The 22,329-nt window shown below is 59.5% G+C and carries 19 protein-coding genes; 9 read left to right on the top strand and 10 right to left on the bottom strand.

Annotated features, from left to right (window positions below; genetic code table 11):
* Positions 1–5 precede the first annotated feature (5 nt).
* Both aaeA and aaeX read right to left on the bottom strand, forming a co-directional pair.
* Complete coding sequence (aaeA, locus tag MHZ97_RS13490; RefSeq protein ID WP_103794472.1) at positions 6–938, bottom strand: p-hydroxybenzoic acid efflux pump subunit AaeA; 933 nt, start codon at positions 936–938, stop codon at positions 6–8.
* A gap of 7 nt (positions 939–945) precedes the next feature.
* Entirely contained in the window at positions 946–1,149 is a 204-nt protein-coding gene (gene aaeX / locus MHZ97_RS13495) for a p-hydroxybenzoic acid efflux pump operon protein AaeX (RefSeq protein WP_033754795.1), read from the bottom strand.
* A gap of 271 nt (positions 1,150–1,420) precedes the next feature.
* Here aaeX and aaeR point away from each other — a divergent pair, with 271 nt between their 5' ends.
* Positions 1,421–2,338, top strand: coding sequence for an HTH-type transcriptional activator AaeR (gene aaeR, locus MHZ97_RS13500; RefSeq protein WP_103794471.1), 918 nt, complete (start codon positions 1,421–1,423; stop codon positions 2,336–2,338).
* A gap of 111 nt (positions 2,339–2,449) precedes the next feature.
* On the opposite strand, the gene tldD is transcribed toward aaeR, so the two are convergent.
* From tldD to csrD, 8 genes are all read right to left on the bottom strand, one after another.
* Complete coding sequence (gene tldD, locus MHZ97_RS13505; RefSeq protein WP_103794470.1) at positions 2,450–3,895, bottom strand: metalloprotease TldD; 1,446 nt, start codon at positions 3,893–3,895, stop codon at positions 2,450–2,452.
* A gap of 125 nt (positions 3,896–4,020) precedes the next feature.
* Entirely contained in the window at positions 4,021–7,842 is a 3,822-nt protein-coding gene (yhdP, locus tag MHZ97_RS13510; protein ID WP_239314784.1) for an AsmA2 domain-containing protein YhdP, read from the bottom strand.
* Between the two features lie 146 nt (positions 7,843–7,988).
* Positions 7,989–9,458: a ribonuclease G gene (gene rng / locus MHZ97_RS13515; RefSeq protein WP_103794468.1), complete on the bottom strand. Its 1,470-nt coding sequence runs from the start codon at positions 9,456–9,458 to the stop codon at positions 7,989–7,991.
* 1 nt (position 9,459) lies between these two features.
* Entirely contained in the window at positions 9,460–10,041 is a 582-nt protein-coding gene (locus MHZ97_RS13520) for a nucleoside triphosphate pyrophosphatase (RefSeq protein ID WP_103794467.1), read from the bottom strand.
* Between the two features lie 8 nt (positions 10,042–10,049).
* Complete coding sequence (gene mreD, locus MHZ97_RS13525; protein WP_033754780.1) at positions 10,050–10,538, bottom strand: rod shape-determining protein MreD; 489 nt, start codon at positions 10,536–10,538, stop codon at positions 10,050–10,052.
* Positions 10,535–11,557: a rod shape-determining protein MreC gene (gene mreC / locus MHZ97_RS13530; protein WP_103794466.1), complete on the bottom strand. Its 1,023-nt coding sequence runs from the start codon at positions 11,555–11,557 to the stop codon at positions 10,535–10,537. Before mreC ends, mreD begins: the two co-directional genes overlap by 4 nt.
* A gap of 147 nt (positions 11,558–11,704) precedes the next feature.
* Complete coding sequence (mreB, locus tag MHZ97_RS13535; protein ID WP_003855260.1) at positions 11,705–12,748, bottom strand: rod shape-determining protein MreB; 1,044 nt, start codon at positions 12,746–12,748, stop codon at positions 11,705–11,707.
* Positions 12,749–13,059: 311 nt separating this feature from the next.
* A complete protein-coding gene (gene csrD, locus MHZ97_RS13540; protein WP_239314783.1) occupies positions 13,060–15,009 on the bottom strand; it encodes an RNase E specificity factor CsrD in 1,950 nt (649 codons plus the stop codon).
* A gap of 281 nt (positions 15,010–15,290) precedes the next feature.
* On the opposite strand from csrD, the gene msrP reads away from it, so the two are divergent.
* The 8 genes from msrP (at position 15,291) to prmA (ending at position 22,111) form a co-directional block, all read left to right on the top strand.
* Positions 15,291–16,295, top strand: coding sequence for a protein-methionine-sulfoxide reductase catalytic subunit MsrP (gene msrP / locus MHZ97_RS13545; protein ID WP_103794464.1), 1,005 nt, complete (start codon positions 15,291–15,293; stop codon positions 16,293–16,295).
* Positions 16,296–16,898 (top strand): protein-methionine-sulfoxide reductase heme-binding subunit MsrQ, encoded by a 603-nt coding sequence (msrQ, locus tag MHZ97_RS13550; protein ID WP_239314782.1) that lies wholly within the window; start codon positions 16,296–16,298, stop codon positions 16,896–16,898.
* Positions 16,899–17,120: 222 nt separating this feature from the next.
* Complete coding sequence (gene aroQ, locus MHZ97_RS13555) at positions 17,121–17,573, top strand: type II 3-dehydroquinate dehydratase (RefSeq protein ID WP_103794852.1); 453 nt, start codon at positions 17,121–17,123, stop codon at positions 17,571–17,573.
* 21 nt (positions 17,574–17,594) lie between these two features.
* The gene (gene accB / locus MHZ97_RS13560; RefSeq protein ID WP_239314781.1) at positions 17,595–18,062 is read left to right on the top strand and encodes an acetyl-CoA carboxylase biotin carboxyl carrier protein; all 468 of its coding nucleotides are present in this window, start codon (positions 17,595–17,597) and stop codon (positions 18,060–18,062) included.
* An 11-nt stretch (positions 18,063–18,073) separates the two neighbouring features.
* On the top strand, positions 18,074–19,423 hold the full coding sequence (accC, locus tag MHZ97_RS13565) for an acetyl-CoA carboxylase biotin carboxylase subunit (protein ID WP_103794462.1): 1,350 nt from the start codon (positions 18,074–18,076) through the stop codon (positions 19,421–19,423).
* 126 nt (positions 19,424–19,549) lie between these two features.
* Positions 19,550–19,792 carry a YhdT family protein gene (locus MHZ97_RS13570; RefSeq protein WP_103794461.1) on the top strand — a complete coding sequence of 81 codons (243 nt, stop codon included), beginning with the start codon at positions 19,550–19,552 and terminating at the stop codon, positions 19,790–19,792.
* Complete coding sequence (gene panF / locus MHZ97_RS13575; RefSeq protein WP_103794460.1) at positions 19,782–21,218, top strand: sodium/pantothenate symporter; 1,437 nt, start codon at positions 19,782–19,784, stop codon at positions 21,216–21,218. Before MHZ97_RS13570 ends, panF begins: the two co-directional genes overlap by 11 nt.
* Positions 21,219–21,229: 11 nt before the next feature.
* Positions 21,230–22,111 (top strand): 50S ribosomal protein L11 methyltransferase, encoded by an 882-nt coding sequence (gene prmA / locus MHZ97_RS13580; RefSeq protein WP_239314780.1) that lies wholly within the window; start codon positions 21,230–21,232, stop codon positions 22,109–22,111.
* The last annotated feature ends 218 nt before the right edge of the window (positions 22,112–22,329 follow it).

Consider the following 22,329-nt stretch of genomic DNA (forward strand, 5'->3'; position numbering starts at 1 on the left):
CCCGCTTAACCAAACTCACGCAGGCGATTGAAGAGACGCGACATCGGCGACACCTGCGTTTCGGCGCGATCGCTCTGTCCGGTGATCACAACGGTCGCGGTGGTGCCCGCCGGGAAGCGGTTGCCAGGCTGCCGATCGAGACGGATGCGCACCGGCACGCGCTGCGCCAGGCGTACCCACTCGAGGTTAGAGTCCACGGTCGCCATGCCTTTGCTGTCGACCGAGCTGCTGCTGTTGGTTACGCCCGCTGCGACGCTGTCGACGGTGCCGCGCAGCACCACATTGCTGCCGAGCGGCGTGACTTCCGCGCGATAGCCCGGCTCGACGCCGTGCAGCTTGGTCTCTTCCAGATAGGCCAGCACGTAGAAGGAGTGCTGCTGCACCAGCGCCACCGCGACGGAACCGCGGGTGATAAATTCGCCTTCGTAGACGTTAAGGTTAGTGACCCAGCCGTCAGACGGCGCGGTGATAGCGGTACGATCGAGATCGATTTTCGCCAGGTCACGCGTGGCGATCGATTTCGCCAGCTGATGTTCCGTGGTTTGCAGATCGTTGTTCGCCTGGTCGATCGCTTCGCGCGACATCGCCGAGGTGCCCAGCTTGTTGCGCCGCGCCGCTTCGCGACGTTTTTCACTGACCAGCGCCTGGTAGTACTCGACGTCAGCCTGCGCCTGATCCAGCGCTTTCTGATAGCGCGGACGATCGACGACAAACAGCGTATCGCCCTTTTTCACCAGCTGGTTGTCATGCACAGGCACGTCGGTGATCAGGCCCGTAACGTCCGGCGAGATAGCCACGACATCCGCCGCGAACTTAGCGTCGCGGGTCCACGGCGACTCGGTGTAAAACACCCAGGCGCGATAGATGATAACGACAGCGATGATAACCAGCAGGATAGTAATCGCGTAACGCGCGATTTTTCTTATTAGCGATTTCACTTAAACCTCAGACGAATAGACGGGATACCAGGTAAAACACACAGCAGTAAAGCGCCGTGTTGAAAAGCGCCGGATGCCAGACGAGATCGTAGATACCGCTTGGCGTCAGCAGTCGCTTCACTAACCAGAACAGCATTAGCGAGACGATTAATTCAATGAAGATGGGCGGGAAAGAGAGCCCAAACACGACAAAAACCGGAAGCACACTCATCAGGGATCCTTAGTACGACCTTGCCGGGATGATCCTTAGCCTGCCGGCTGCAAGCCGCAACGGCTGAGTGGCGGATGACAGCATCCGAACCACGGCTGAGTAAATAATAGCGTATCATCGGGCAGAAACAGACGTTTTACAGCAGGCCGGCTTAACCCTTCCCGGGCAAAAGCGAATCACCGGGAAATACCCGGGCGCGCATATAGTAACGCGCCTGACTATACGTTTTCTACAGAATGTGAGCTAAATCACTTTTTAATCAGAGTAAACAATGGAACGACTGAAAGGCATGTCCATTTTCGCCAAAGTGGTTGAATTGGGTTCATTTACCGCCGCCGCGCGCCAGCTTCACCTCAGCGTTTCGTCTATTAGTCAAATTGTGGCGAAACTGGAAGATGAGCTACAGGTTAAGCTGCTTAACCGCAGCACGCGCAGCATCGGCCTGACCGAGGCGGGTAAAATCTACTATCAGGGCTGTCGCCGCATGCTGGCTGAGGCGACGCAGGTGCATGAGCAGCTCTACGCCTTTAATAATACGCCCATCGGCACGCTGCGCATCGGCAGCTCCTCGACCATGGCGCAAAACGTCCTCGCCGAGATGACCAGCAATATGCTGCGCGAGTATCCCGGCCTGAGCGTGAATCTGGTGGCGGGCATTCCGGCACCGGACCTGATCGCCGACGGGCTCGATCTGGTTATTCGCGTCGGCGCGCTGAAGGACTCCAGCCTGTTTTCGCGCCGTCTCGGCGCGATGCCGATGGTGGTGTGCGCGGCGAAAAGCTATCTACAGCAGCACGGCGCGCCGGAAAAGCCAGCCGACGTCGATAACTTCGCCTGGCTCGAGTACAGCGTTCGCCCCGATAACAATTTCGAGCTGATCGCCCCTGAAGGGCTGGTTTCGCGCCTGTCGCCGCAGGGCCGCTTTGTCACCAACGACTCGCTGACGCTGATCCGCTGGTTAAAGGCGGGGAACGGCATCGCCTATGTGCCGATGATGTGGGTGATTGAAGAGATTAACGCAGGGGAGATCGATATCCTTTTTCCGCAGTATCAGTCCGATCCGCGTCCGGTTTATGCGCTCTATACCGAAAAGGATAAGCTGCCGCTGAAGGTGCAGGTGTGCATCGACTATCTGACGGAATATTTCCAGCAGGTGGCGGAGCAGTATCAGCAGCATCGCGCCAGCTAGGGGGCTGTGCCGCAGCAGGCAGAGAGCGAGCGAGGCGCACAGCCCGGCATCCCTGCCAAAGGCTTCTGCGCGGCGCGCGCTCTGCCGCCCGCGTTCAGCGATCGCTGGCGATCAGGCGGTGCCGCCGACGGTGAGTTTATCCAGCTTCAGCGTCGGCTGACCGACGCCGACCGGCACGCTCTGTCCCTCTTTGCCGCATACGCCGACGCCTTTATCCAGCGCCAGATCGTTGCCCACCATCGAGATTTGCTGCATCGCCTCAATGCCAGAGCCGATCAGCGTGGCGCCTTTCACCGGCTTCGTCACCTTGCCGTTCTCAATCAGATAGGCTTCCGAGGTAGAGAAGACAAATTTGCCGGAGGTGATATCGACCTGCCCGCCGCCGAAGTTAGGCGCGTAGATGCCGTACTCGACGCTTTCGATAATCTCCTGCGGCGTCGATTTACCTGCCAGCATATAGGTGTTGGTCATACGCGGCATCGGCAGATGCGCATAGGACTCGCGGCGGCCGTTGCCGGTCGGCGCGACGCCCATCAGACGCGCGTTGAGCTTGTCCTGCATATAGCCTTTCAGCACGCCGTTTTCGATCAGCACGTTGTACTGGCCCGGTACGCCTTCATCATCCACCGCCAGCGATCCGCGCAGCCCTTCGAGGGTGCCGTCATCCACCACGGTGCAGAGTTCAGACGCCACCAGCTGGCCCATTTTACCGCTGAATACCGAGGTTTCGCGGCGGTTGAAGTCGCCTTCCAGCCCGTGACCGACCGCTTCATGCAGCAGCACGCCCGGCCAGCCTGCACCCAGCACGACCGGCAGGGTGCCTGCCGGCGCGGCGACGGCGGAGAGATTGACCAGCGCCATACGCACTGCCTCTTTCGCCCAGGCGTCGGCGCGCACGTCGCCGTTTTCATCGGCGAGGAAGAATTCGTAACCGACACGCGCACCGCCGCCGCTGGAGCCGCGCTCGCGTTTGCCCTGATCCTCAACCAGCACGCTGACGGAGAGACGCACCAGCGGACGCACGTCCGTTGCCAGCGTGCCGTCGGTCGCCGCCACCAGCACCTGCTCGTAGACGCCGCTCAGGCTGGCATTAACCTCCTGCACGCGGGCGTCTGCGGCGCGCGCCACTTTGTCTACGCGCTGCAGCAGGGCGATTTTATCTTCGCGCGTCAGGCTGTCGAGCGGGTTAAGCGGCTGGTACAGCGCGCGGTGCATAACGTTAGAGAGCGTATGCGCCTTGCCGTTACCCTGCTCGCGTACGATGCTGCGCGCCGCTTCTGCTGACTGGCGCAGCGCGTTCAGGGTAATCTGGTCCGCATAGGCGAAGCCGGTTTTTTCACCGCTGACGGCGCGCACGCCGACGCCCTGGTCGATATGCCAGGAGCCATCTTTGATAATCTTGTCTTCCAGCACCCAGGATTCATGGAAGCTGGACTGAAAGTAGAGATCGGCATAATCCAGACGACGTTCTGAAAGCTGCCCTAACAGGGAAAACAGGTCCTGCTGATTAATATTGTTAGCAGTTAGCAACTGCTCACTTACCAGATTCAGAGTCATCGTATCTCGCTCGTTTTATGCTCGGATAATGAGGGTGTGACACGCATTCTGCGTCAGGGCCCATTGGCCCTGCGCTAATAACGTCGATTTTACTAGCCTGCGGCAATTCCCCGACGGCGTCAAATTCACTTCTTCTCTTCTTCGCGCGGTTTGCGCAGCACTTCGTTGATTTGCGGCTTATCCAGCGGGCCGTCGATGTGATAACGCAGCAGCGAGATTTTATTCCACAGCGGCCCCAGCACTTTGCTCGCCGCGAAGACCGCCGCACCCACCACCGGGTTGATCACAAAAGCGGTCGCTACGCCGACGGAGGCGGAGATCTCTGGCGCAACCACGGCTTCCATATCGATATTGCGCTTCACTAAATCCACCTTGCCCTGCATGGCGATATCCGCCTCCAGGCCATCTACCAGCAGGTTATCGGTGCGCATCACGCCATTTTCAATCCATGCGGTGCCATTGATTGAGTCGAAGTAGAAGCCGTCATTGTTAAAGGTATCGCTAAAATCGAAACGCAGCTTGCGCAGCAGGGCGTCGAAGCTCATTAGGCGCAGCAGCTGGCCCGCGGCGCCGGTATTGACGTCGGCGATCTGCCCTTTGCCAAAATGGGTTTTCAGCGTGCCGCTCAGCGTCTCTTCCGACGGCTGCCACGGCGCCGAACGCCAGTGCAGATCGTAATCAACCCTGAACGATGCGTCGCGCAGCGGGGTGTTAACGCCAAACCAGTTGGTGGCGTTGTTGATATTGCTGCCGCTCAGCGTCCCCTTCAGGGAGGTGCGCGGCGCGTCGGGGCTGTTGACCCATTCGCCGGAGACCTTAAGACGCGAGCTGCCGGTATCCACCAGACCATTAGTGAGTGCTAACGTATCACCTTTCGGCGCCACCTGCGCCTGTATACGGCCGAATTTCTGGCCGCGCAGCCAGCACTCGGCGCAGCTCAGCTGCAGCGCCGGCCAGCGGCTAAAGTCTATTTTACTCGCCTGCTGCTGCTGCTGGCGCGCCGCGCCGCTGTCGCCGCCGCTTTGCCATTCGGGATTGTAATAAAGATAGTCGAGCGCCACGCGCCATGGGGCACTCTGCGCCATCGCCAGCGTGCCGCGAATTTCGCGCCCTTTAATAGTGACGCTGCTGCTCCCGTTGTCGCCTTGCGCAAGCGTCGCGTCAATATCATGCCACTGCTGCCCCGCCAGCGTGACCGCCGGGCTGCGCAAGGTCACGTCGCCCGGCAGGGCCACGCCGCCCATCTCGTTCGCGCCGCCGCCCTGAGAGGCGCCGCCCGCCATCATCAGCCCGGCCCAGGCTTCTCCGTCCAGCGCAGGCAAATTCAATACCATACCCGCGCGATCCGGCAAGGCGGGCTTGCTGTGGGCATCGTTCAGCCAGATGCCGCGATCGACGCGCAGCTGCGGCTCAAGTAGCCAGCGGCTGTTGAAGCGATGGCGATTCGCCACGCTGCCGCTGAGTTCGAACTGTTGCAAATCGCCGCTGGCGTTGACCGCGATGGGCATCGCTTCGCCGCTTGCCTTATTGAGCGGTGAAGGTAAGCGACTGCTTACTTCTTTCGCATCGCCTTTCAGCTCAATGTCATAGTGCGCCCCGCCCTGATGCGGCAGCTGGATATTTACGTTGCCCTGCCACGGCAGATGACCGCTGAGCTGGCTGGCGATCTGTGCAGGCACCTGCGAGAGCTTCGCCGGTTGCCAGTCGCCGTCGAGCCTGATGTTGACGCCGAAGTCCTGTGGATTCTCTTTGGTGCTAAAGCTGACGTTCACCGGCTGGCCGAACCAGCTGGCGCGCAGCGTATCGCTGTCCAGATTGCCGTTGTTGAAGCGGAAGCGGCCGCTGAGGTTTTCCAGCGTGGTGTCGAGCGGCTTGATATGCAAAGCGTTATTGTTGAGATCCACGTTGCCGCTGGCGTGAACCAGCTCGCCGTCGAGGGGAATATCAAGCTTCAGGTGCCCCTGAGTTTTTCCCTTTATCTCCAGCTGCTCCAGCGCCGCGCCCAGCGACTTCTTCAGCGGCGTATCCTGGAAGTAGTGGGCGATCTGGTCGCCGTTGCCGCTGATATCGCCGTCGATCAGCAGCTTCTCTTTCAGATAGTCCGGGATGGCTGCGCTAAAGTCGCTGACCTCTACCTCGCCCAGCCTGAAGCGCGGCGCCCGCATCCAGAGTCCGTCGTTGATAAAGTCGAGATCGATATCGAACTTCGTCACGTCAGGCCAGTTGGGCTGAAACGCGTAGGTCGCCTGATGCAGCGGCACCCATACCTGGAACATGCCGTCGTTATGACGGAACGGGAAGAGTTTTGGATTGCCGGCGAACAGCAGCGTGGCGTTATCGACCTGGCCACCTTTGATGGCGCCGCTCAGATAGCGCGTTAGCGCCTTGCCCATTAGCGGCTGCGGGAAGTAGCGCCAGGCGTCGCCCGCGTCGGTTACGCGAATGCCGGCGAGAATGTCGAGGCGCGGCTCGCGTCCAGAATTCTGCTGATAGCGGAAATCGCCGCGCGCCCAGAGCGAGCGTGCCTGCACATCGAGATCGCGACCGTCGAGCGTTAATCCGTTTGCGTCGCGCAGCCAGCTCAGCGATCCGTGCAACTGGTGGATCTCCAGCGGCGCGTTGAACATGGCGCTATAGGGCACGTCAGTGCGGCCCATCTTGACGTTGACCTGGCCGTTGCTCAGGCTGCCGCGCGCCTCGCCGCTAAGGTTGCTGACGCCCGGCAGCAGCTGCCAGGGCTGCCAGCGGAAGTCGCGCCATTTGACCTGCATCCGCGTCTGATCCGGCTGCTCCAGCGGAATATCCAGCGCCAGCCCCTCTATGGTGCCCTGCGGCTGGAGCGCGCGCCAGTTTTCAAACAGCGACGGTGACAGCGGCGCGAAGAGCGGCACCAGCGGCGCAATGCGGTTCAATACCAGCTGCGTCGCCCTGACCCGCACTTCGCCCTGATGTTCGGGGCCGAGCAGCTGCTTATCCTGCGGACGCCACAGCAGCGCGAAGTGCCCGGCAGGCCAGGCCTCGCCGTCGGTGCTGAGACGCGTCTGCGGCACGCTGACCATCCAGCCGTTTTGATAACGCGAGAGATGCGCGGTCAGGCCGTCTACCTGCAGGTGATGCGCGCCCTCCTCGCTCTGCCAGTTCGCGCCGCCCTTGTGCAGCAGCAGATCGCCCGCGTAGAGTTCCCCTTCGCGCAGGCTGACCCAGGCCGCCAGGCTAAAACGCGCGCTGTCGAGCCGCGTATTGTCGCGCATCCAGCGCCCCAGCCACGGCCGCACGTCGACGTCGTCCGCCTGCATCCAGATGCGGCCGTCGTTGAGTAAGCCTTCGCTATCGTTCAGGTCGAGCCGCACCTGCACCACGCCGTGCTGGCCGGTAAAGCTGGAGAGGCTTACCTCGCCCTCTGCGCGGTGGCGGTTCTTTTCGTTTAGCCAGGTGAGTTTCGGGATCGCCAGCTCCGCGCGCTGGCCGGAAGGGGTGCGGAAAAAGATGGAGCTGTCGCGCAGGTCGAAGTGGTCGAACTGACGCAGGAAGAGTTCGTTGATGCGGCCAGGCCTGAAGCTGTTTTTCTCTTTATCGCTGGAGAAGAGCGGACGGTTGCTGTCGAGGCGCAGCTGCCAGAAGGTGAGATCGCGGAACTGCCAGCGCCAGTGAAGCAGCGACTGCCAGACATCCAGCGCCAGCGTGACGCGCGCGATATCGAGCCTGCCGTTCTCCTGCATATCAACGCGCAGATCGCGGATCTGCAGCGTCGGGCCGAAGGTTTCCCAGCGGCCGCTCAGGGCGTCGGCGGTAATCTTTATGCCGCTGGCGCGCGACAGCGTTGACAGAATGTCGCTGCGGTAGCTGTCGAGATGCGGCATCGCCAGACGCAGCCCGCTGACCAGCAGCGCCACGATCACAATCACGGTCGCAACCAGCAGTAACACAATCCTCGGCAGCTGCCTCACACACCTCTCCTTGTCTTCCGCATTTGACGGATGGTTATCTCTCATACTCAACCGTCGCCAGACAATCATCGGTATGAATGCGCATTTTAACCTAAGCAAGGCCGCTTTTTTAGTCCGCCGACGAGCGAGTCGCCGGAAGCGAGGGCTTACATCATGACGACGTCGAACTGCTCCTGGGTATAGAGCGGCTCAATATGCACCTTGACCTGTTTGCCGACGAAAATCTCTACCTCTGCCAGCGCGTGTGACTCATCGCTTTTCAGCGCTTCGCCCACTGCCGGCGAGACATAGACCAGAAAACGATCGGAGTCGTACGCGTGGTGGACGCGCACGATTTCACGCATGATCTCGTAGCAGACCGTTTCCACGGTCTTCAGCGTGCCGCGCCCTTTGCAGACCGGGCAATCCTCGCACAGCACGTGCTCAATGCTTTCGCGCGTGCGCTTGCGCGTCATTTCAACCAGCCCCAGCGCCGAGAAGCCGTGAATGCCGGTTTTCACCCGATCCTTGCTCAGCGCCGCCTCCAGCGAATGCAGCACGCGGCGGCGATGCTCTTCATTGTTCATATCGATAAAGTCGATAATGATGATGCCGCCGAGATTGCGCAGCCGCAGCTGGCGCGCAATCGCCTGCGTCGCCTCAACGTTAGTGTTAAAGATGGTTTCGTCGAGATTGCGATGGCCAACAAAGGCGCCGGTATTGATGTCGATGGTGGTCATCGCCTCGGTCTGATCGATGATCAGATAGCCGCCTGACTTAAGCTCGACCTTGCGATCCAGCGAGCGCTGAATTTCGTTCTCGACGTCGAAAAGATCGAAAATCGGCTGTTTACCGGCGTAAAGCTCCAGCTTGTCGGCCATTTCTGGAATGTATTCACGCGTAAATTCCACCAGCAGCTCGCAGGTGAGACGGGAGTCGACCCGGATGCGATCGAGCGCCGCGCCGGCGAAATCACGCAGAATGCGCTGCGCCAGCGCCAGCTCGCCATAGAGCAGGCAGCGGGTCTGGTTGCGTTTTTTCCGCTCGGTGACTTTAGTCCAGAGGCGCTTCAGGAAGGCGGCGTCCTGCGCCAGCTCCTCTTCGCCGATGCCTTCCGCCGCGGTGCGAATAATAAAGCCGCCGAGATCGTCGCAGTAATCCGCTACCACCGCCTTCAGCCGTTCACGTTCACGTTCGCTTTCGATACGCTGAGAGACGCCAACGTGCGAGGCGCCCGGCATAAAGACCAGGTAGCGCGACGGCAGCGTGATGTCGGTGGTAAGGCGCGCGCCTTTGGTGCCGAGGGGATCTTTCACCACCTGCACCATCAGATCCTGCCCCTGCCGCACCAGCTCGGCGATATCGCGCACGATAAAGTTTTTCTTCTCATCGCCGGCGACGCACTCGGTGTGCGGCATGATATCGGAGGCGTGCAAAAAGGCGGCTTTATCCAGGCCGATGTCGACAAAGGCCGCCTGCATGCCCGGCAGTACGCGACTGACGCGTCCTTTATAGATATTGCCGACAATGCCACGCCGCGCTTCGCGCTCGATATGTATTTCCTGCAGAATGCCGCCGTCGATATAGGCAACGCGCGTCTCGGAAGGCGTGACGTTGACCAGTAATTCAGCCGTCATGTTATCCCCTTACGGCACGCAGTGACTGAAAATGGCTGAATAACTCGCCTGTCTCAACCAACGGCAATCCGACAACCGCGTGATAGCTTCCATTAATTTTGCGGACAAAGTTTCCACCTGTGCCCTGAATTCCGTATGCGCCAGCTTTGTCCATCGGCTCGCCGGTCGCAATATAGTCGGCGATTTCCGCCGCGCTGAGCAGGCGAAACGTCACGTCTGTCGTCACTAAACAGTCGAGGGCGCGCGTGCGATCGGCCAGCGCAACGGCGGTCATCACCTGATGCGTCTGCCCGGAGAGCCGTGCCAGCATGCTGGCGGCGTCGGCGGCGTCGCGCGGTTTTTCCAGCACGTCGCCGTTGAGCACCACAATCGTATCCGCGCCCAGCACCGGCAGGTCCTGCTCCGCCACGGCGACGCCGGCGCGCGCTTTATCATTCGCCAGGCGGCGCACATAGCTTTCCGCCGCTTCATCAGGGCGGCGTCGCTCTTCAACATCGGTATGGAGACGTTCAAACGACAGGCCAAGCTGCGTCAACAGCTCACGTCGACGCGGAGAGCCGGAAGCCAGATAGAGGGATAGCATAAAATTCCTTACTGAACAGCGAACTGACGACGAATCTTTCTCATTAATAAGAATAGCCAGGGCCAGAGAATTCCGTCGATAACGCTGCTCCAGAAAATTTCTGGCCGGAATGATACGTTGATCACTAAAAACTCCGCCCAGAAAACAATCACATCCACAGCCAGCGATAGCACCATAACCATTAACGCCTGCTGCCACAACGCTAAGTTGCGGAAAAGCTGGAATTTAAAGGCGACCAGGTAGGCGATGATGCTGAGCGCCAGCGCGCGCACGCCGAGGGTGGATCCGGCGATCAGATCCATTACGCCGCCCAGCACGAAGCCGGTGCCGACGTTGACGCGGTGCGGCAGCGCCAGCACCCAGTAAACCAGGATAAGCAGGATCCACGAAGGCCGGAACATATAGAGCTGTTCCGGCCAGGGCATGATCTGCAGTACGAGGGCGACAAGAAAGGAGAGCCAGATAACCCAACGACCCTGGCTGCGGTAACGACTCAAGGCTGGCCTCCGCGCGCGCTAGCCGGCGCGCTTTGCGTCCCGCCGCTGCTGCTGGCGGGTGCTGGCGGCCCCATCTGCGCGGACGGCGCTGGCGGCCCCATCTCACCCGCTGGCGGCAGCACCTGAGGCATCATCTGCATCAGGCGTTCGTTGGCGACGCGGTGTACTTCATCCGGCGCCATCGGCATATCGCCGTTCTTATCCGCGCCCCACAGCAGCAGCAGATAGCGCAGGCGCTGCAGACCGGCGGTCGGACGCGCCTGGATCACGGTATAGGCACGCTGCGTATCGACCTTGACGGAGGAGACCACCGCGACCGGATAGCCTTCCGGGAATCGTCCGCCTAGGCCAGACGTCACCAGCATATCGCCGACGCGAATATCGGTGTTGCCCGGCAGATGCTCCAGCTGCAGATCTTCAGTGCAGCCGTTGCCTGCTGCGATCACGCGGATGTCGTTGCGCAGCACCTGAATCGGCAGCGCGTGCGACGCGTCGCAAATCAGCAGAACGCGGCTGGTCACCTGGCCGACGGCGATAACCTGTCCGACAACGCCTTTGTCGCTGATGACCGGCTGGCCTTCGTAGACGCCGTTGACGCTGCCTTTGTCGATCACCACCTGATCGGTGTAGGGATCGGTGCCGGTCGAGATCACCTGAGTCACCATTTTGTGCTCATCCTGACGCAGCGGCGAACCCAGCAGTTCGCGCAGGCGTGCGTTCTCCTGCTTATATTGCCCCAGCATCAGCAGGTCGCTGTTTTTCAGGAAAAGCTCGCGGCGCAGGGCTTTATTTTCCAGCTCAAGCTGCTGGCGCGACGCCAGCGAACCGGAAATGCCGTCAAGAATCTGACGCGGGCCGTTGGCCAGGAAATAAAACGGACTGACCGATGTGTCCAGATAGTTGCGGATTTGGGTAAACGAACCCAGGCGGCTGTCAGCGACGATAATCGCGATGGCTACTATCACCGCCAAAAACAGGCGCAACTGCAGGGAAGGCCCCCTGCTAAAAATCGGCTTCATATATTCTGCGTGTTCCTCGACAACAGGTAAGGAAGTACGGCCATCGCCGTACTTCCCTGGGCTGGACGTCTGACGCCGACGCGCGCGGCGTCAGCTTACACGCGACTCCCTGCGCATTTCGATTCAGGTCTCAGCCGATTGAGGCGATTATTCTTCGCTGAACAAATCGCCGCCATGCATGTCGATCATTTCCAGCGCTTTACCGCCACCGCGCGCCACGCAGGTCAGCGGATCTTCTGCGACGACCACCGGAATGCCGGTCTCTTCCATCAGCAGACGATCCAGGTTGCGCAGCAGCGCGCCGCCGCCGGTCAGCACCATGCCGCGTTCGGAGATGTCCGACGCCAGTTCCGGCGGACACTGCTCCAGTGCGACCATTACCGCGCTCACGATGCCGGTCAACGGCTCCTGCAGCGCTTCAAGAATTTCATTAGAGTTCAGCGTAAAGCCGCGCGGCACCCCTTCCGCGAGATTACGGCCGCGCACTTCGATTTCGCGCACTTCGTCGCCCGGATAGGCGGAGCCGATCTCATGCTTGATACGCTCTGCCGTCGCTTCGCCGATCAGCGAGCCGTAGTTGCGGCGCACATAGTTGATAATCGCTTCGTCGAAGCGATCGCCGCCGATACGGACCGACGAGGAGTAAACCACGCCGTTCAGGGAGATAACCGCCACCTCGGTGGTGCCGCCGCCGATATCGACCACCATAGAGCCGGTCGCTTCTGAAACCGGCAGGCCTGCGCCGATCGCGGCCGCCATCGGCTCTTCGATCAGGAAGACTTCACGCGCGCCCGCACCCTGCGCGGATTCACGGATAGCGCGACGCTCGACCTGGGTCGCGCCAACCGGCACGCACACCAGCACGCGCGGGCTAGGACGCATAAAGCTGTTGCTATGCACCTGTTTGATAAAGTGCTGCAGCATTTTTTCAGTAACGAAAAAGTCCGCGATCACGCCATCTTTCATCGGGCGAATCGCTGCAATATTACCTGGCGTACGGCCGAGCATCTGTTTTGCATCATGGCCAACGGCCGCCACGCTCTTTGGGGAACCGGCACGGTCCTGGCGAATGGCAACCACGGAAGGCTCGTTCAGCACGATGCCTTGTCCTTTTACATAAATCAGGGTATTCGCGGTACCCAGGTCAATGGACAAGTCATTGGAAAACATGCCACGAAATTTTTTAAACATATCTAAAGGATAATCCTGCAAGCTGGGGGCGGAAAATAAAATCCGCTTACTTTACCAACCACGCGAAGCCGCCACAAGGCGCAAAAACGTTCTGCTTCGGTGAAAAAATAGACCAATTTGGCTTTATACGATGGTCAACGAGAACTGACGGGTGCAAAACAGCGGTATTCACCCGTTTTACTGGCTCCAGGCGCCCGTTACGGCGCGCTCGTTCGACATAAAATCTAACATTTCCGCCACAGGATATTGGCTATGCCGCCGCCTCTTCCTGCCGCCCGGATTGGGCTTTGAGCGGCTGCCCCCGGAAATGGCTAAATATGATAGCGTTGTGAATACTTTTTCACATTACTGTTTACCGGCAGCGACGGCGCAAAGAGATCGCCCTGCCCGCCCGACACGCCCAGACCGATCAACGTCTGCCATTCCGCATGCGTGCGTATCCCCGTCGCAAACACCTGCGTCTGGGCGGATTTGCACACCTCCAGCAGGCTCTGCACAAACAGCTGATTTTCGGTACGCCGGTCGATATTGCGCACCAGGCCGGGATCGAGCTTGATTAAATCGATGGGGAATTGCCGGATATAGGCGCTACTCACCACGGTTAACCCTGCCTGATCGACGGCGATACGGCAGCCAAACGCCTGCAGCGCGCGGAACACCGGCGCTAAGCGGTTGATGTGTTGACAAACATCTGCCTCAGCAAGTTCAAATAAAAATCGTTTTCTTTGCGACTTAGTGCACTGCAGCAGCATATTCTGCAGCCAGTTGACGAAGGGGCGCTGCAGCAGCGAGTCGATATTGATCGGCAGCGCCAGGGTTTCATCGGGCCAGACGTCAGAAAGGGCGGCAATACGCGTGATCAGCTGGCGATCCCAGCTGTCCGCCATGCCGAACTGCAGCACCAGCGGCATAAACTCCGCTGCCAGCACCTCTTTATCGCCGTCAAAGATACGCATCAGCAGCTCGCGGTGATGCACGCTGCCGTCCAGCAGCACCGCCGGTTTCTGGTAGAGGCGCGGCCCGCCGCGGCTCAGGGTGTTTTCCAGCAGCGTACGCCAGCGCACGCTGCCGCGTCCGGCATCGAGCGGATTGCCTTCGCCGTTAGACCAGTTGTTGCCGCCCAGCAGCGTCGCCCGCCGCGTCGCCATCTCAACGTTGTCCATAACCTGCGCCACGCTCTGCCCGCTATGCCAGGCGCTGATGCCGATATGAATCAGATCGTCGCGGTTCACCATGCGCATCGGCGGCAGCGAGTCGACCGCGTTAATCAGCTGATCCGCGATGCTGTTAGCCTCTTTCAGGCTGCGGTGCGGCAGCAGCACCGCAAAGTCGCTGCGAAAGTAGCGGGCCAGCAGCGCGCCGGGATAGCGCAGCACAAAGGTAGAGAGCATATTGACCAGATCGTAGAGATACTCATCCACCAGCGCTGGCCCCAGCGTCTCATTGAGCATATCGAGATCGGGCAGGCGCACCATCATCACCACGCCGTGCGTGCCGACATCCTCCTGATCTTCCAGCAGCGTCGCCAGCTGATTGTCAAAGAAGAGCCGGTTGTTGAGTCCGGTGCGGCTGTCCTGCGCGGCGAAGGCGCGAATTAGCGTATCGATGCGCAGGCGCTGCTCGCCCGCCTCCTGGAGATCGCTCAGCAGCACGTCGATTGCGCGGCTGGCGCGCGGCGGCCACTCATCGATATCACCTTTGCGCAGCGGGCTGCGTTCCCCCGCGAGGATCGCCTCGGCGCGCTTTTCCAGCCGCTCCATGCCGCGCCACTGGCGGTGAAGCCAGCAGTGCATCATAAAAAGCAGCAGGCTCATCACCAGCACCACAAAGAGGATCGCCGCCAGGGTATAGACGCCGGTAAAAGACTGGAACCAGGTTTTAGCGGGATCGAGCACGACGACGCGCATCGTCAGGCCTGGCTGATGGAGCAGCGGCACGTCGAACTGAATAAAGCGGTTGGTTTCATCTTCCAGCATCGGGTTTTCATGGCGGCTGAGACGAAACCGGATCCTGTCGCCGTTGCGCAGCTCGATCCGCTCGGTATTCATTACCATCATGGTGTGCGGCAGCCAGTTGCGCAGATCTTCTGCCGGCTGCTTCAGCAGCGCCTGATCCACTTCGGTCGCCAGCGTCTGCACGCGTCCTTCTACACGCTGATGGGTTAGCCAGTAAACGCTAAAAGCGCAGCCCACCAGCATCAAAAACATTGCCAGTAAGCTTAAAAATGTAATAAACGCAGATAGTTTCGTGGTTAATCGCATCCCTGTGCCCGTTCGCTGCGGTAATGACCCGTTTACGCCGCCCAGCACCGCGCCTGACGCAAGCGCGAGCAAAATAACATAATTTCCGCTATGCAGCAGTGCTGCTGCATACGATGAGCAAGTATATCCGTACCAGACAACGGTTAACCCTGGTCGTTCAGCTTTTCAGCGCATTCTCATCGGCGCCTCATGCCAGGAAATTTCATATTTTAGCGGCGAAAGTCGCGACGATCGGCAATAGTCATCATGCTGGAAGGCATATTCGAGCCGGGAGGTGAGCGATGAAACCCACAAAATATCTGACTGAAGCGGACGTTACGCCGGAAAGCGTCTTTAATATGCGGCGCCGCCAGGTGCTGAAAACCCTTGGTCTGAGCGCTGCGGCGCTCGGCATGCCCGGCGTCGCGCAGGCGGACGTGCTGAGCTGGTTTAAAGGCAACGATCGTCCCGCCGCGCCGGCTGGCCGTGCGCTGACCTTCAGCAAGCCGGAAAAGTATCAGGCCAACCTGACGCTGACGCCGGAAGATAAGGTCTCAGGCTATAACAACTTCTATGAGTTTGGCCTTGATAAGGCCGATCCGGCCGCCAATGCCGGCACCCTGAAAACCGATCCCTGGCAGCTGACCATCGACGGCGAAGTGGCGAAGCCGATTACGCTGGATATGGACGATATTTTTAAAAAGTTCGCGATGGAGCAGCGTATCTACCGCATGCGCTGCGTCGAGGCCTGGTCGATGGTGGTGCCCTGGGTGGGGTTTGAACTCAATAAGCTGCTGAAGCTGGCGGAGCCCAACAGCAATGCGCGCTTTGTTGCCTTTCAGACGCTCTACGCCCCCGACCAGATGCCGGGGCAGAAGGATCGCTTTATCGGCGGCGGGCTGAACTATCCCTACGTAGAAGGGCTGCGTCTGGATGAGGCGATGCATCCACTGACCCTGCTCAGCACCGGCGTTTATGGCAAAGCGCTGCCGCCGCAGAACGGCGCGCCAGTTCGCCTGACCGTGCCGTGGAAATATGGTTTTAAGGGCATCAAGTCGATCGTCAAAATCACCCTGACGCGCGATCAGCCCCCGACGACCTGGAACCAGATCGCGGCCAATGAATATGGCTTCTATGCCAACGTGAACCCCCATGTCGACCATCCGCGCTGGTCGCAGGCGACCGAGCGCTTTATCGGCCCCGGCGGCACGCTCAGCGTGAAGCGTCAGCCAACGCTGCTGTTCAACGGCTACGCCGACGAGGTGGCCTCGCTCTATCGTGGGCTCGATTTGCGGGAGAACTACTGAGTGCGCCTGACGCTGAAACAGATCGTCTGGCTGAAGGCGGTCCTGCATCTGGCGGCTTTTTTGCCGCTGGTCTATCTCTTTATGGCGGCGAGCCAGGGCTGGCTGAGCGCCGATCCGGCGAAGGATATTCAGCACTTTACCGGCAGGATGGCGCTGAAGCTGCTGCTGGGCACGCTGCTGGTTTCGCCGCTGACGCGCTACGCGAAGCAGCCGCTGCTAATCCGTACCCGTCGCCTGCTTGGCGTCTGGACCTTTGTCTGGGCCTCTCTTCATCTGCTGAGCTACTACCTGCTGGAGCTGGGCGTCAACAACCTGGGGCTGCTGGGCCGCGAGCTGGTATCGCGTCCTTACCTTACGCTGGGCATCGTAACCTGGCTGATTTTGCTGGCGCTCGCGGCAACGTCGTTTCAGCGCGCCCAGCGCAAGCTCGGCCGCCGCTGGCAAACGCTGCATAACTTTATCTATCTGGCGGCGATCCTCGCCCCCGTTCACTATCTCTGGTCGGTGAAGGTGCTGTCGCCCCAGCCGCTGCTTTACGCACTGGGTGCGCTGGTGTTGTTAGCGTGGCGTTACAAAAAGTTTCGTCAGTGGCTGCCGCGCTAAGTTGTCTTCTCCCCTTTATTTCTGATAAAAGGTGGGGCCTCCGGGCTACTCGGGATCAACTTCGCAGATAAGACCAGTATTTTGCTGCGAATTGCCCCGAAACGGATATAATGCCCGGCTTTGTTGCGCGCGGCGTCGCCTTTTTTGGCGCGGCGGGTGACAAACGGAAGATAGCAAGGTATTTTACGCGATGCCTCAATGATTGCGGGAGATGGCAGCACGATGGCGCATAAATTTCACATTCTGCTTTTGAACGGTCCCAACCTTAATTTGCTGGGCACGCGTGAGCCGGAAAAGTATGGTCGCACCACGCTGCAGCAAATCGTCAGCGATTTAGCTGCGCAGGCGGACCAGCTTGACGTGGAACTGAGCCATTTGCAGTCCAATGCGGAATATCAGCTGATCGATCGCATTCATGAGGCCAGAGGCAATGTGGATTACATCATTATTAATCCCGCTGCATTTACGCACACCAGCGTAGCATTGCGCGATGCCCTTCTGGCGGTAAGCATTCCCTTTATCGAGGTGCACCTCTCTAATGTGCACGCGCGTGAACCTTTCCGCCATCACTCCTATCTTTCTGACGTATCCGCCGGCGTGATTTGCGGTTTAGGCGCCGACGGTTACTCATGGGCTTTACAAACGGCAGTAAAACGCCTGTCTCACTCCAATTAAACAGAGTACGGAACCACACTCATGGATATTCGTAAAATTAAAAAACTGATCGAACTGGTTGAAGAATCCGGCATCGCTGAGCTGGAAATTTCTGAGGGCGAAGAGTCCGTTCGTATCAGCCGTGCACCTGCCAATGTGGGTTATCCCGTTATGCAGCAGGCTTACGCCGCGCCGGCTCCGCAGCCTGCGTTAGCCAACGCCGTCGCGCCGATCGCAGCGCCGGTCGTAGAGTCCGCTAAGCCTGCTGAAATCAGCGGCCATATCGTGCGTTCGCCGATGGTCGGCACCTTCTACCGCACGCCGAGCCCGGATGCGAAAGCCTTTATTGAAATCGGACAGAAAGTTAACGCTGGCGACACGCTCTGCATCGTTGAAGCGATGAAGATGATGAACCAGATCGAAGCCGATAAATCTGGCGTCGTAAAAGCCATTCTGGTCGAAAGCGGCCAGCCGGTTGAATTTGACGAGCCGCTGGTCGTCATCGAATAACGAGGCGAACCATGCTGGATAAAATTGTCATTGCTAATCGCGGTGAAATCGCGCTGCGTATTCTCCGCGCCTGTAAAGAGCTGGGCATCAAGACCGTGGCGGTGCACTCCACCGCTGACCGCGATCTGAAACATGTGCTGCTGGCGGACGAAACCGTCTGCATCGGCCCGGCTCAGTCGGTTAAAAGCTATCTCAACATCCCGGCGCTGATCTCCGCCGCCGAAATCACCGGCGCGGTCGCTATTCACCCCGGCTACGGCTTTCTCTCTGAGAATGCGGATTTCGCCGAGCAGGTTGAGCGTTCCGGCTTTATCTTTATCGGCCCGAAAGCTGACACTATCCGCCTGATGGGTGACAAAGTGTCCGCGATTACCGCGATGAAGAAAGCGGGCGTGCCGACCGTACCGGGTTCCGACGGCTCGCTGGGCGACGACATGGAGAAAAACCGCGCTATCGCCAAGCGTATCGGTTATCCGGTCATCATCAAGGCGTCTGGCGGCGGCGGCGGTCGCGGCATGCGCGTCGTGCGCAGCGATAAGGATCTTGAGCAGTCCATCAACATGACGAAAGCGGAAGCCAAAGCGGCTTTCAACAACGACATGGTTTACATGGAGAAGTATCTCGAGAACCCGCGCCATATCGAGATTCAGGTGCTGGCCGACGGCCAGGGCAACGCCATCTATCTGGCCGAGCGCGACTGCTCTATGCAGCGTCGTCACCAGAAAGTAGTTGAAGAAGCCCCCGCGCCGGGCATTACGCCGGAACTGCGTCGCTACATCGGCGAACGCTGCTCAAACGCCTGTATCGAAATCGGCTACCGTGGCGCAGGCACCTTCGAGTTCCTGTATGAAAACGGTGAGTTCTACTTTATCGAGATGAACACCCGTATTCAGGTTGAGCATCCGGTTACCGAGATGATCACCGGCGTGGATCTGATCAAAGAGCAGCTGCGTATCGCTGCTGGTCAGCCGCTCTCTATCAAGCAGGAAGATGTGATTATTCGCGGCCATGCGGTCGAGTGCCGTATTAACGCGGAAGATCCCAACACCTTCCTGCCGAGCCCGGGCAAAATCACCCGCTTCCACGCGCCAGGCGGCTTTGGCGTGCGCTGGGAATCGCACATCTACGCCGGCTACAGCGTGCCGCCGTACTATGATTCCATGATCGGCAAGCTAATCTGCTATGGCGAAACCCGTGACGTGGCGATTGCCCGCATGAAAAACGCGCTGGCTGAGCTTATCATCGACGGCATCAAGACCAACATTGAGCTGCAGATGCGCATCATGTCCGACGAATACTTCCAGCAGGGTGGCACCAACATCCACTATCTGGAAAAGAAACTCGGACTGTACGATAAGTAAGCGCAACAGCGAGGGCGATGCCAGGGGTCATCCAGACTGCTGACGGCGCCCACGTTGGCACCTTGTCAACAAGACCAGGCCGGTGATACCGGCCTTTTTCATTTTTGTCGCCGTAGAGGTTGCATAATGGACTGGCGTTTTCTGCAAGCGAATAAAGAGGCGCGCTGGGCGCTCTACCTGACGCTGGCCTATCTGGCCGTCTGGGGCCTCTCCGCCTGGCTGGGCGGCGATGAAACGGGCGTGACGGGATTGCCGCGCTGGTTTGAACTCTCCTGCGTGTTTGCTCCACTGCTGTTTATCGTGCTGTGCTGGCTGATGGTGCGTCTGGTATTCCGCGATATGCCGCTAGAGGATAACGATGGAAAGTGAAATCATTCTTCCGCTGCTGGCCTACCTGGCGCTGATCGCCGGGCTGTCGGTGTTTGCCATGCGCAAGCAGCGCCAGGGCAGTTTTCTCACCGAGTATTTTCTTGGCAGCCGCTCCATGGGCGGTTTCGTGCTGGCGATGACCATCACCACCACCTATATCAGCGCCAGCTCTTTTATAGGCGGCCCCGGCGCTGCCTATAAATATGGGCTAGGCTGGGTGCTGCTGGCGATGATCCAGGTGCCGGCGGTCTGGCTGTCCCTCGGCGTGCTGGGCAAAAAATTCGCTATTCTGGCGCGCCGCTATAACGCGGTGACGCTGAACGATATGCTCTATGCGCGCTACCGCAGCACGCTGCTGATCTGGCTGGCGAGCATCAGTCTGCTGGTGGCCTTTATTGGCGCCATGACGGTGCAGTTTATCGGTGGCGCGCGCCTGCTTGAGACCGCTGCGGGCATTCCTTACGATACCGGCCTGCTGATTTTCGGCGGCACCATCGCGCTCTATACCGCCTTCGGCGGCTTTCGCGCCAGCGTGCTGAACGATGCCATGCAGGGGCTGGTGATGCTGATCGGCACCTTTCTGCTGCTGTTCGCCGTCATCCATCAGGCGGGCGGGCTCGGCACGGCGGTCACTAAACTGCGCGCTATCGATCCGCAGCTGGTGTCGCCAGAAGGGGTCGGCAACGTGATCAACCCGACCTTCCTGAGCTCCTTTGCGGTGCTGGTCTGCTTCGGCGTTATCGGTCTGCCCCACACCGCCGTGCGCTGCATCTCTTATAAAGACAGCAAAGCGCTGCATCGCGGCATTATTCTCGGCACCATCGTGGTGGTGGTGCTGATGCTCGGCATGCATCTGGCCGGCGCGCTCGGCCGGGCGATTCTGCCGGATCTGGCTATTCCCGATCGCGTCATTCCGACCCTGATGATTACCGTGCTGCCGCCGATGGCTGCGGGGGTGTTCCTCGCCGCGCCGATGGCGGCGATCATGTCGACCATTAACGCGCAGCTGCTGCAATCCTCCGCTACCCTGATCAAAGATCTCTATCTGCGTATTGCGCCGCAGCAAAGCGAAAATGAATCGCGCCTGCGCCTGCTCTCCGGCACCATCACCTTCGTGCTGGGCCTGCTGCTGCTGCTGGCGGCGTGGAATCCGCCAGATATGATCATCTGGCTAAACCTGCTGGCCTTCGGCGGTCTGGAAGCCGTTTTCCTCTGGCCGCTGGTGCTGGGCCTTTACTGGTCGCGCGCCAACGCCGCCGGCGCCCTCTCCGGCATGCTGGCGGGCGCAGGGAGCTACACGCTGCTTGCCAGCCTGAATATTGAATGGGGTGGCTTTCACCCTATCGTTCCGTCATTGACCATAAGCCTGCTGGCTTTTCTGGTCGGTAATCTGTTTGGCCGCGCGCCTGATGCTGCGCTGGAATAAAGAGAAACGCTATGCCATGGATTCAAATCAAAATTAACAGCACCGGCGAGCACGCCGAACCTCTCAGCGATGCGCTGATGGAGAGCGGCGCGGTCTCCGTGACCTTTCAGGATACGCACGATAATCCGGTTTATGAGCCGCTGCCGGGCGAGACGCGCCTGTGGGGTGATACCGACGTGATCGGCCTGTTCGACGCGGAAACGGACATGAACGACGTGGTCGCCGAGCTGAGTCAGCATCCGCTGCTGGGATCGGGCTTTCGCCATAAGATCGAGCAGATCGAAGATAAAGACTGGGAGCGTGAATGGATGGATAACTTTCATCCGATGCGCTTTGGCGAGCGCCTCTGGATCTGTCCAAGCTGGCGCGACGTGCCGGATCCAGACGCCGTCAACGTGATGCTCGATCCAGGACTGGCGTTCGGCACCGGCACCCATCCCACCACTTCCCTCTGCCTTAGCTGGCTGGACGGCCTGGATCTGGCGGGCAAAACGGTGATCGATTTCGGCTGCGGATCCGGCATTCTGGCAATTGCCGCCCTGAAGCTGGGCGCGGCACAGGCGATCGGCATTGATATCGATCCGCAGGCGATCCAGGCCAGCCGCGACAACGCCGAGCGCAACGGCGTCGCCGATCGCCTGTCGCTCTATCTGCCGCATCAGCAGCCGGAGAATTTGCAGGCTGACGTGGTGGTCGCCAATATCCTTGCCGGTCCGCTGCGCGAGCTGGCGCCGCTGATTAGCGTGCTGCCGAAAGCGGGCGGCCATCTGGGCCTTTCCGGCGTGCTGGCCAGCCAGGCGGAGGGCGTTTGCGAGGCCTATGCTGACCGCTTTGCGCTCGATCCGGTGGCGGAAAAAGAGGAATGGTGCCGCATTACCGGCGTGCGCCGCTAAGCCGTTCGCCAGCCGCTGTCACTGGCTGGCTTTCGCCCTGAGCAAAAAACGCACGCGGCCGGACGCATTAATTACGCTCCGGCCGCAACGAAACTGCGCAAAAAAGCGTCTGCCAGGCGTCATATCTCTGGCTAATTGCCTGATGTAGCGCTTTTTATGTTGTGATTTACGTCGTGTTTTGAGAAAAATTTTTGTTCACAATTCCAGCATAATTTTTT

The sequence above is a fragment of the Pantoea sp. ACRSC genome, assembly GCF_022346785.1.
Taxonomy (GTDB): Bacteria; Pseudomonadota; Gammaproteobacteria; order Enterobacterales; family Enterobacteriaceae; genus Pantoea; species Pantoea alvi.

Coding starts and splice junctions, on each gene's coding strand:
- accB (WP_239314781.1), top strand. CDS start 17,595: ATGGATATTCGTAAAATTAAAAAACTGATCGAACTGGTTGAAGAATCC.
- aaeR (WP_103794471.1), top strand. CDS start 1,421: ATGGAACGACTGAAAGGCATGTCCATTTTCGCCAAAGTGGTTGAATTG.
- accC (WP_103794462.1), top strand. CDS start 18,074: ATGCTGGATAAAATTGTCATTGCTAATCGCGGTGAAATCGCGCTGCGT.
- prmA (WP_239314780.1), top strand. CDS start 21,230: ATGCCATGGATTCAAATCAAAATTAACAGCACCGGCGAGCACGCCGAA.
- msrP (WP_103794464.1), top strand. CDS start 15,291: ATGAAACCCACAAAATATCTGACTGAAGCGGACGTTACGCCGGAAAGC.
- rng (WP_103794468.1), bottom strand. CDS start 9,458: ATGACGGCTGAATTACTGGTCAACGTCACGCCTTCCGAGACGCGCGTT.
- aroQ (WP_103794852.1), top strand. CDS start 17,121: ATGGCGCATAAATTTCACATTCTGCTTTTGAACGGTCCCAACCTTAAT.
- tldD (WP_103794470.1), bottom strand. CDS start 3,895: ATGACTCTGAATCTGGTAAGTGAGCAGTTGCTAACTGCTAACAATATT.
- csrD (WP_239314783.1), bottom strand. CDS start 15,009: ATGCGATTAACCACGAAACTATCTGCGTTTATTACATTTTTAAGCTTA.
- mreB (WP_003855260.1), bottom strand. CDS start 12,748: ATGTTTAAAAAATTTCGTGGCATGTTTTCCAATGACTTGTCCATTGAC.
- MHZ97_RS13570 (WP_103794461.1), top strand. CDS start 19,550: ATGGACTGGCGTTTTCTGCAAGCGAATAAAGAGGCGCGCTGGGCGCTC.
- MHZ97_RS13520 (WP_103794467.1), bottom strand. CDS start 10,041: ATGCTATCCCTCTATCTGGCTTCCGGCTCTCCGCGTCGACGTGAGCTG.
- aaeX (WP_033754795.1), bottom strand. CDS start 1,149: ATGAGTGTGCTTCCGGTTTTTGTCGTGTTTGGGCTCTCTTTCCCGCCC.
- mreC (WP_103794466.1), bottom strand. CDS start 11,557: ATGAAGCCGATTTTTAGCAGGGGGCCTTCCCTGCAGTTGCGCCTGTTT.
- panF (WP_103794460.1), top strand. CDS start 19,782: ATGGAAAGTGAAATCATTCTTCCGCTGCTGGCCTACCTGGCGCTGATC.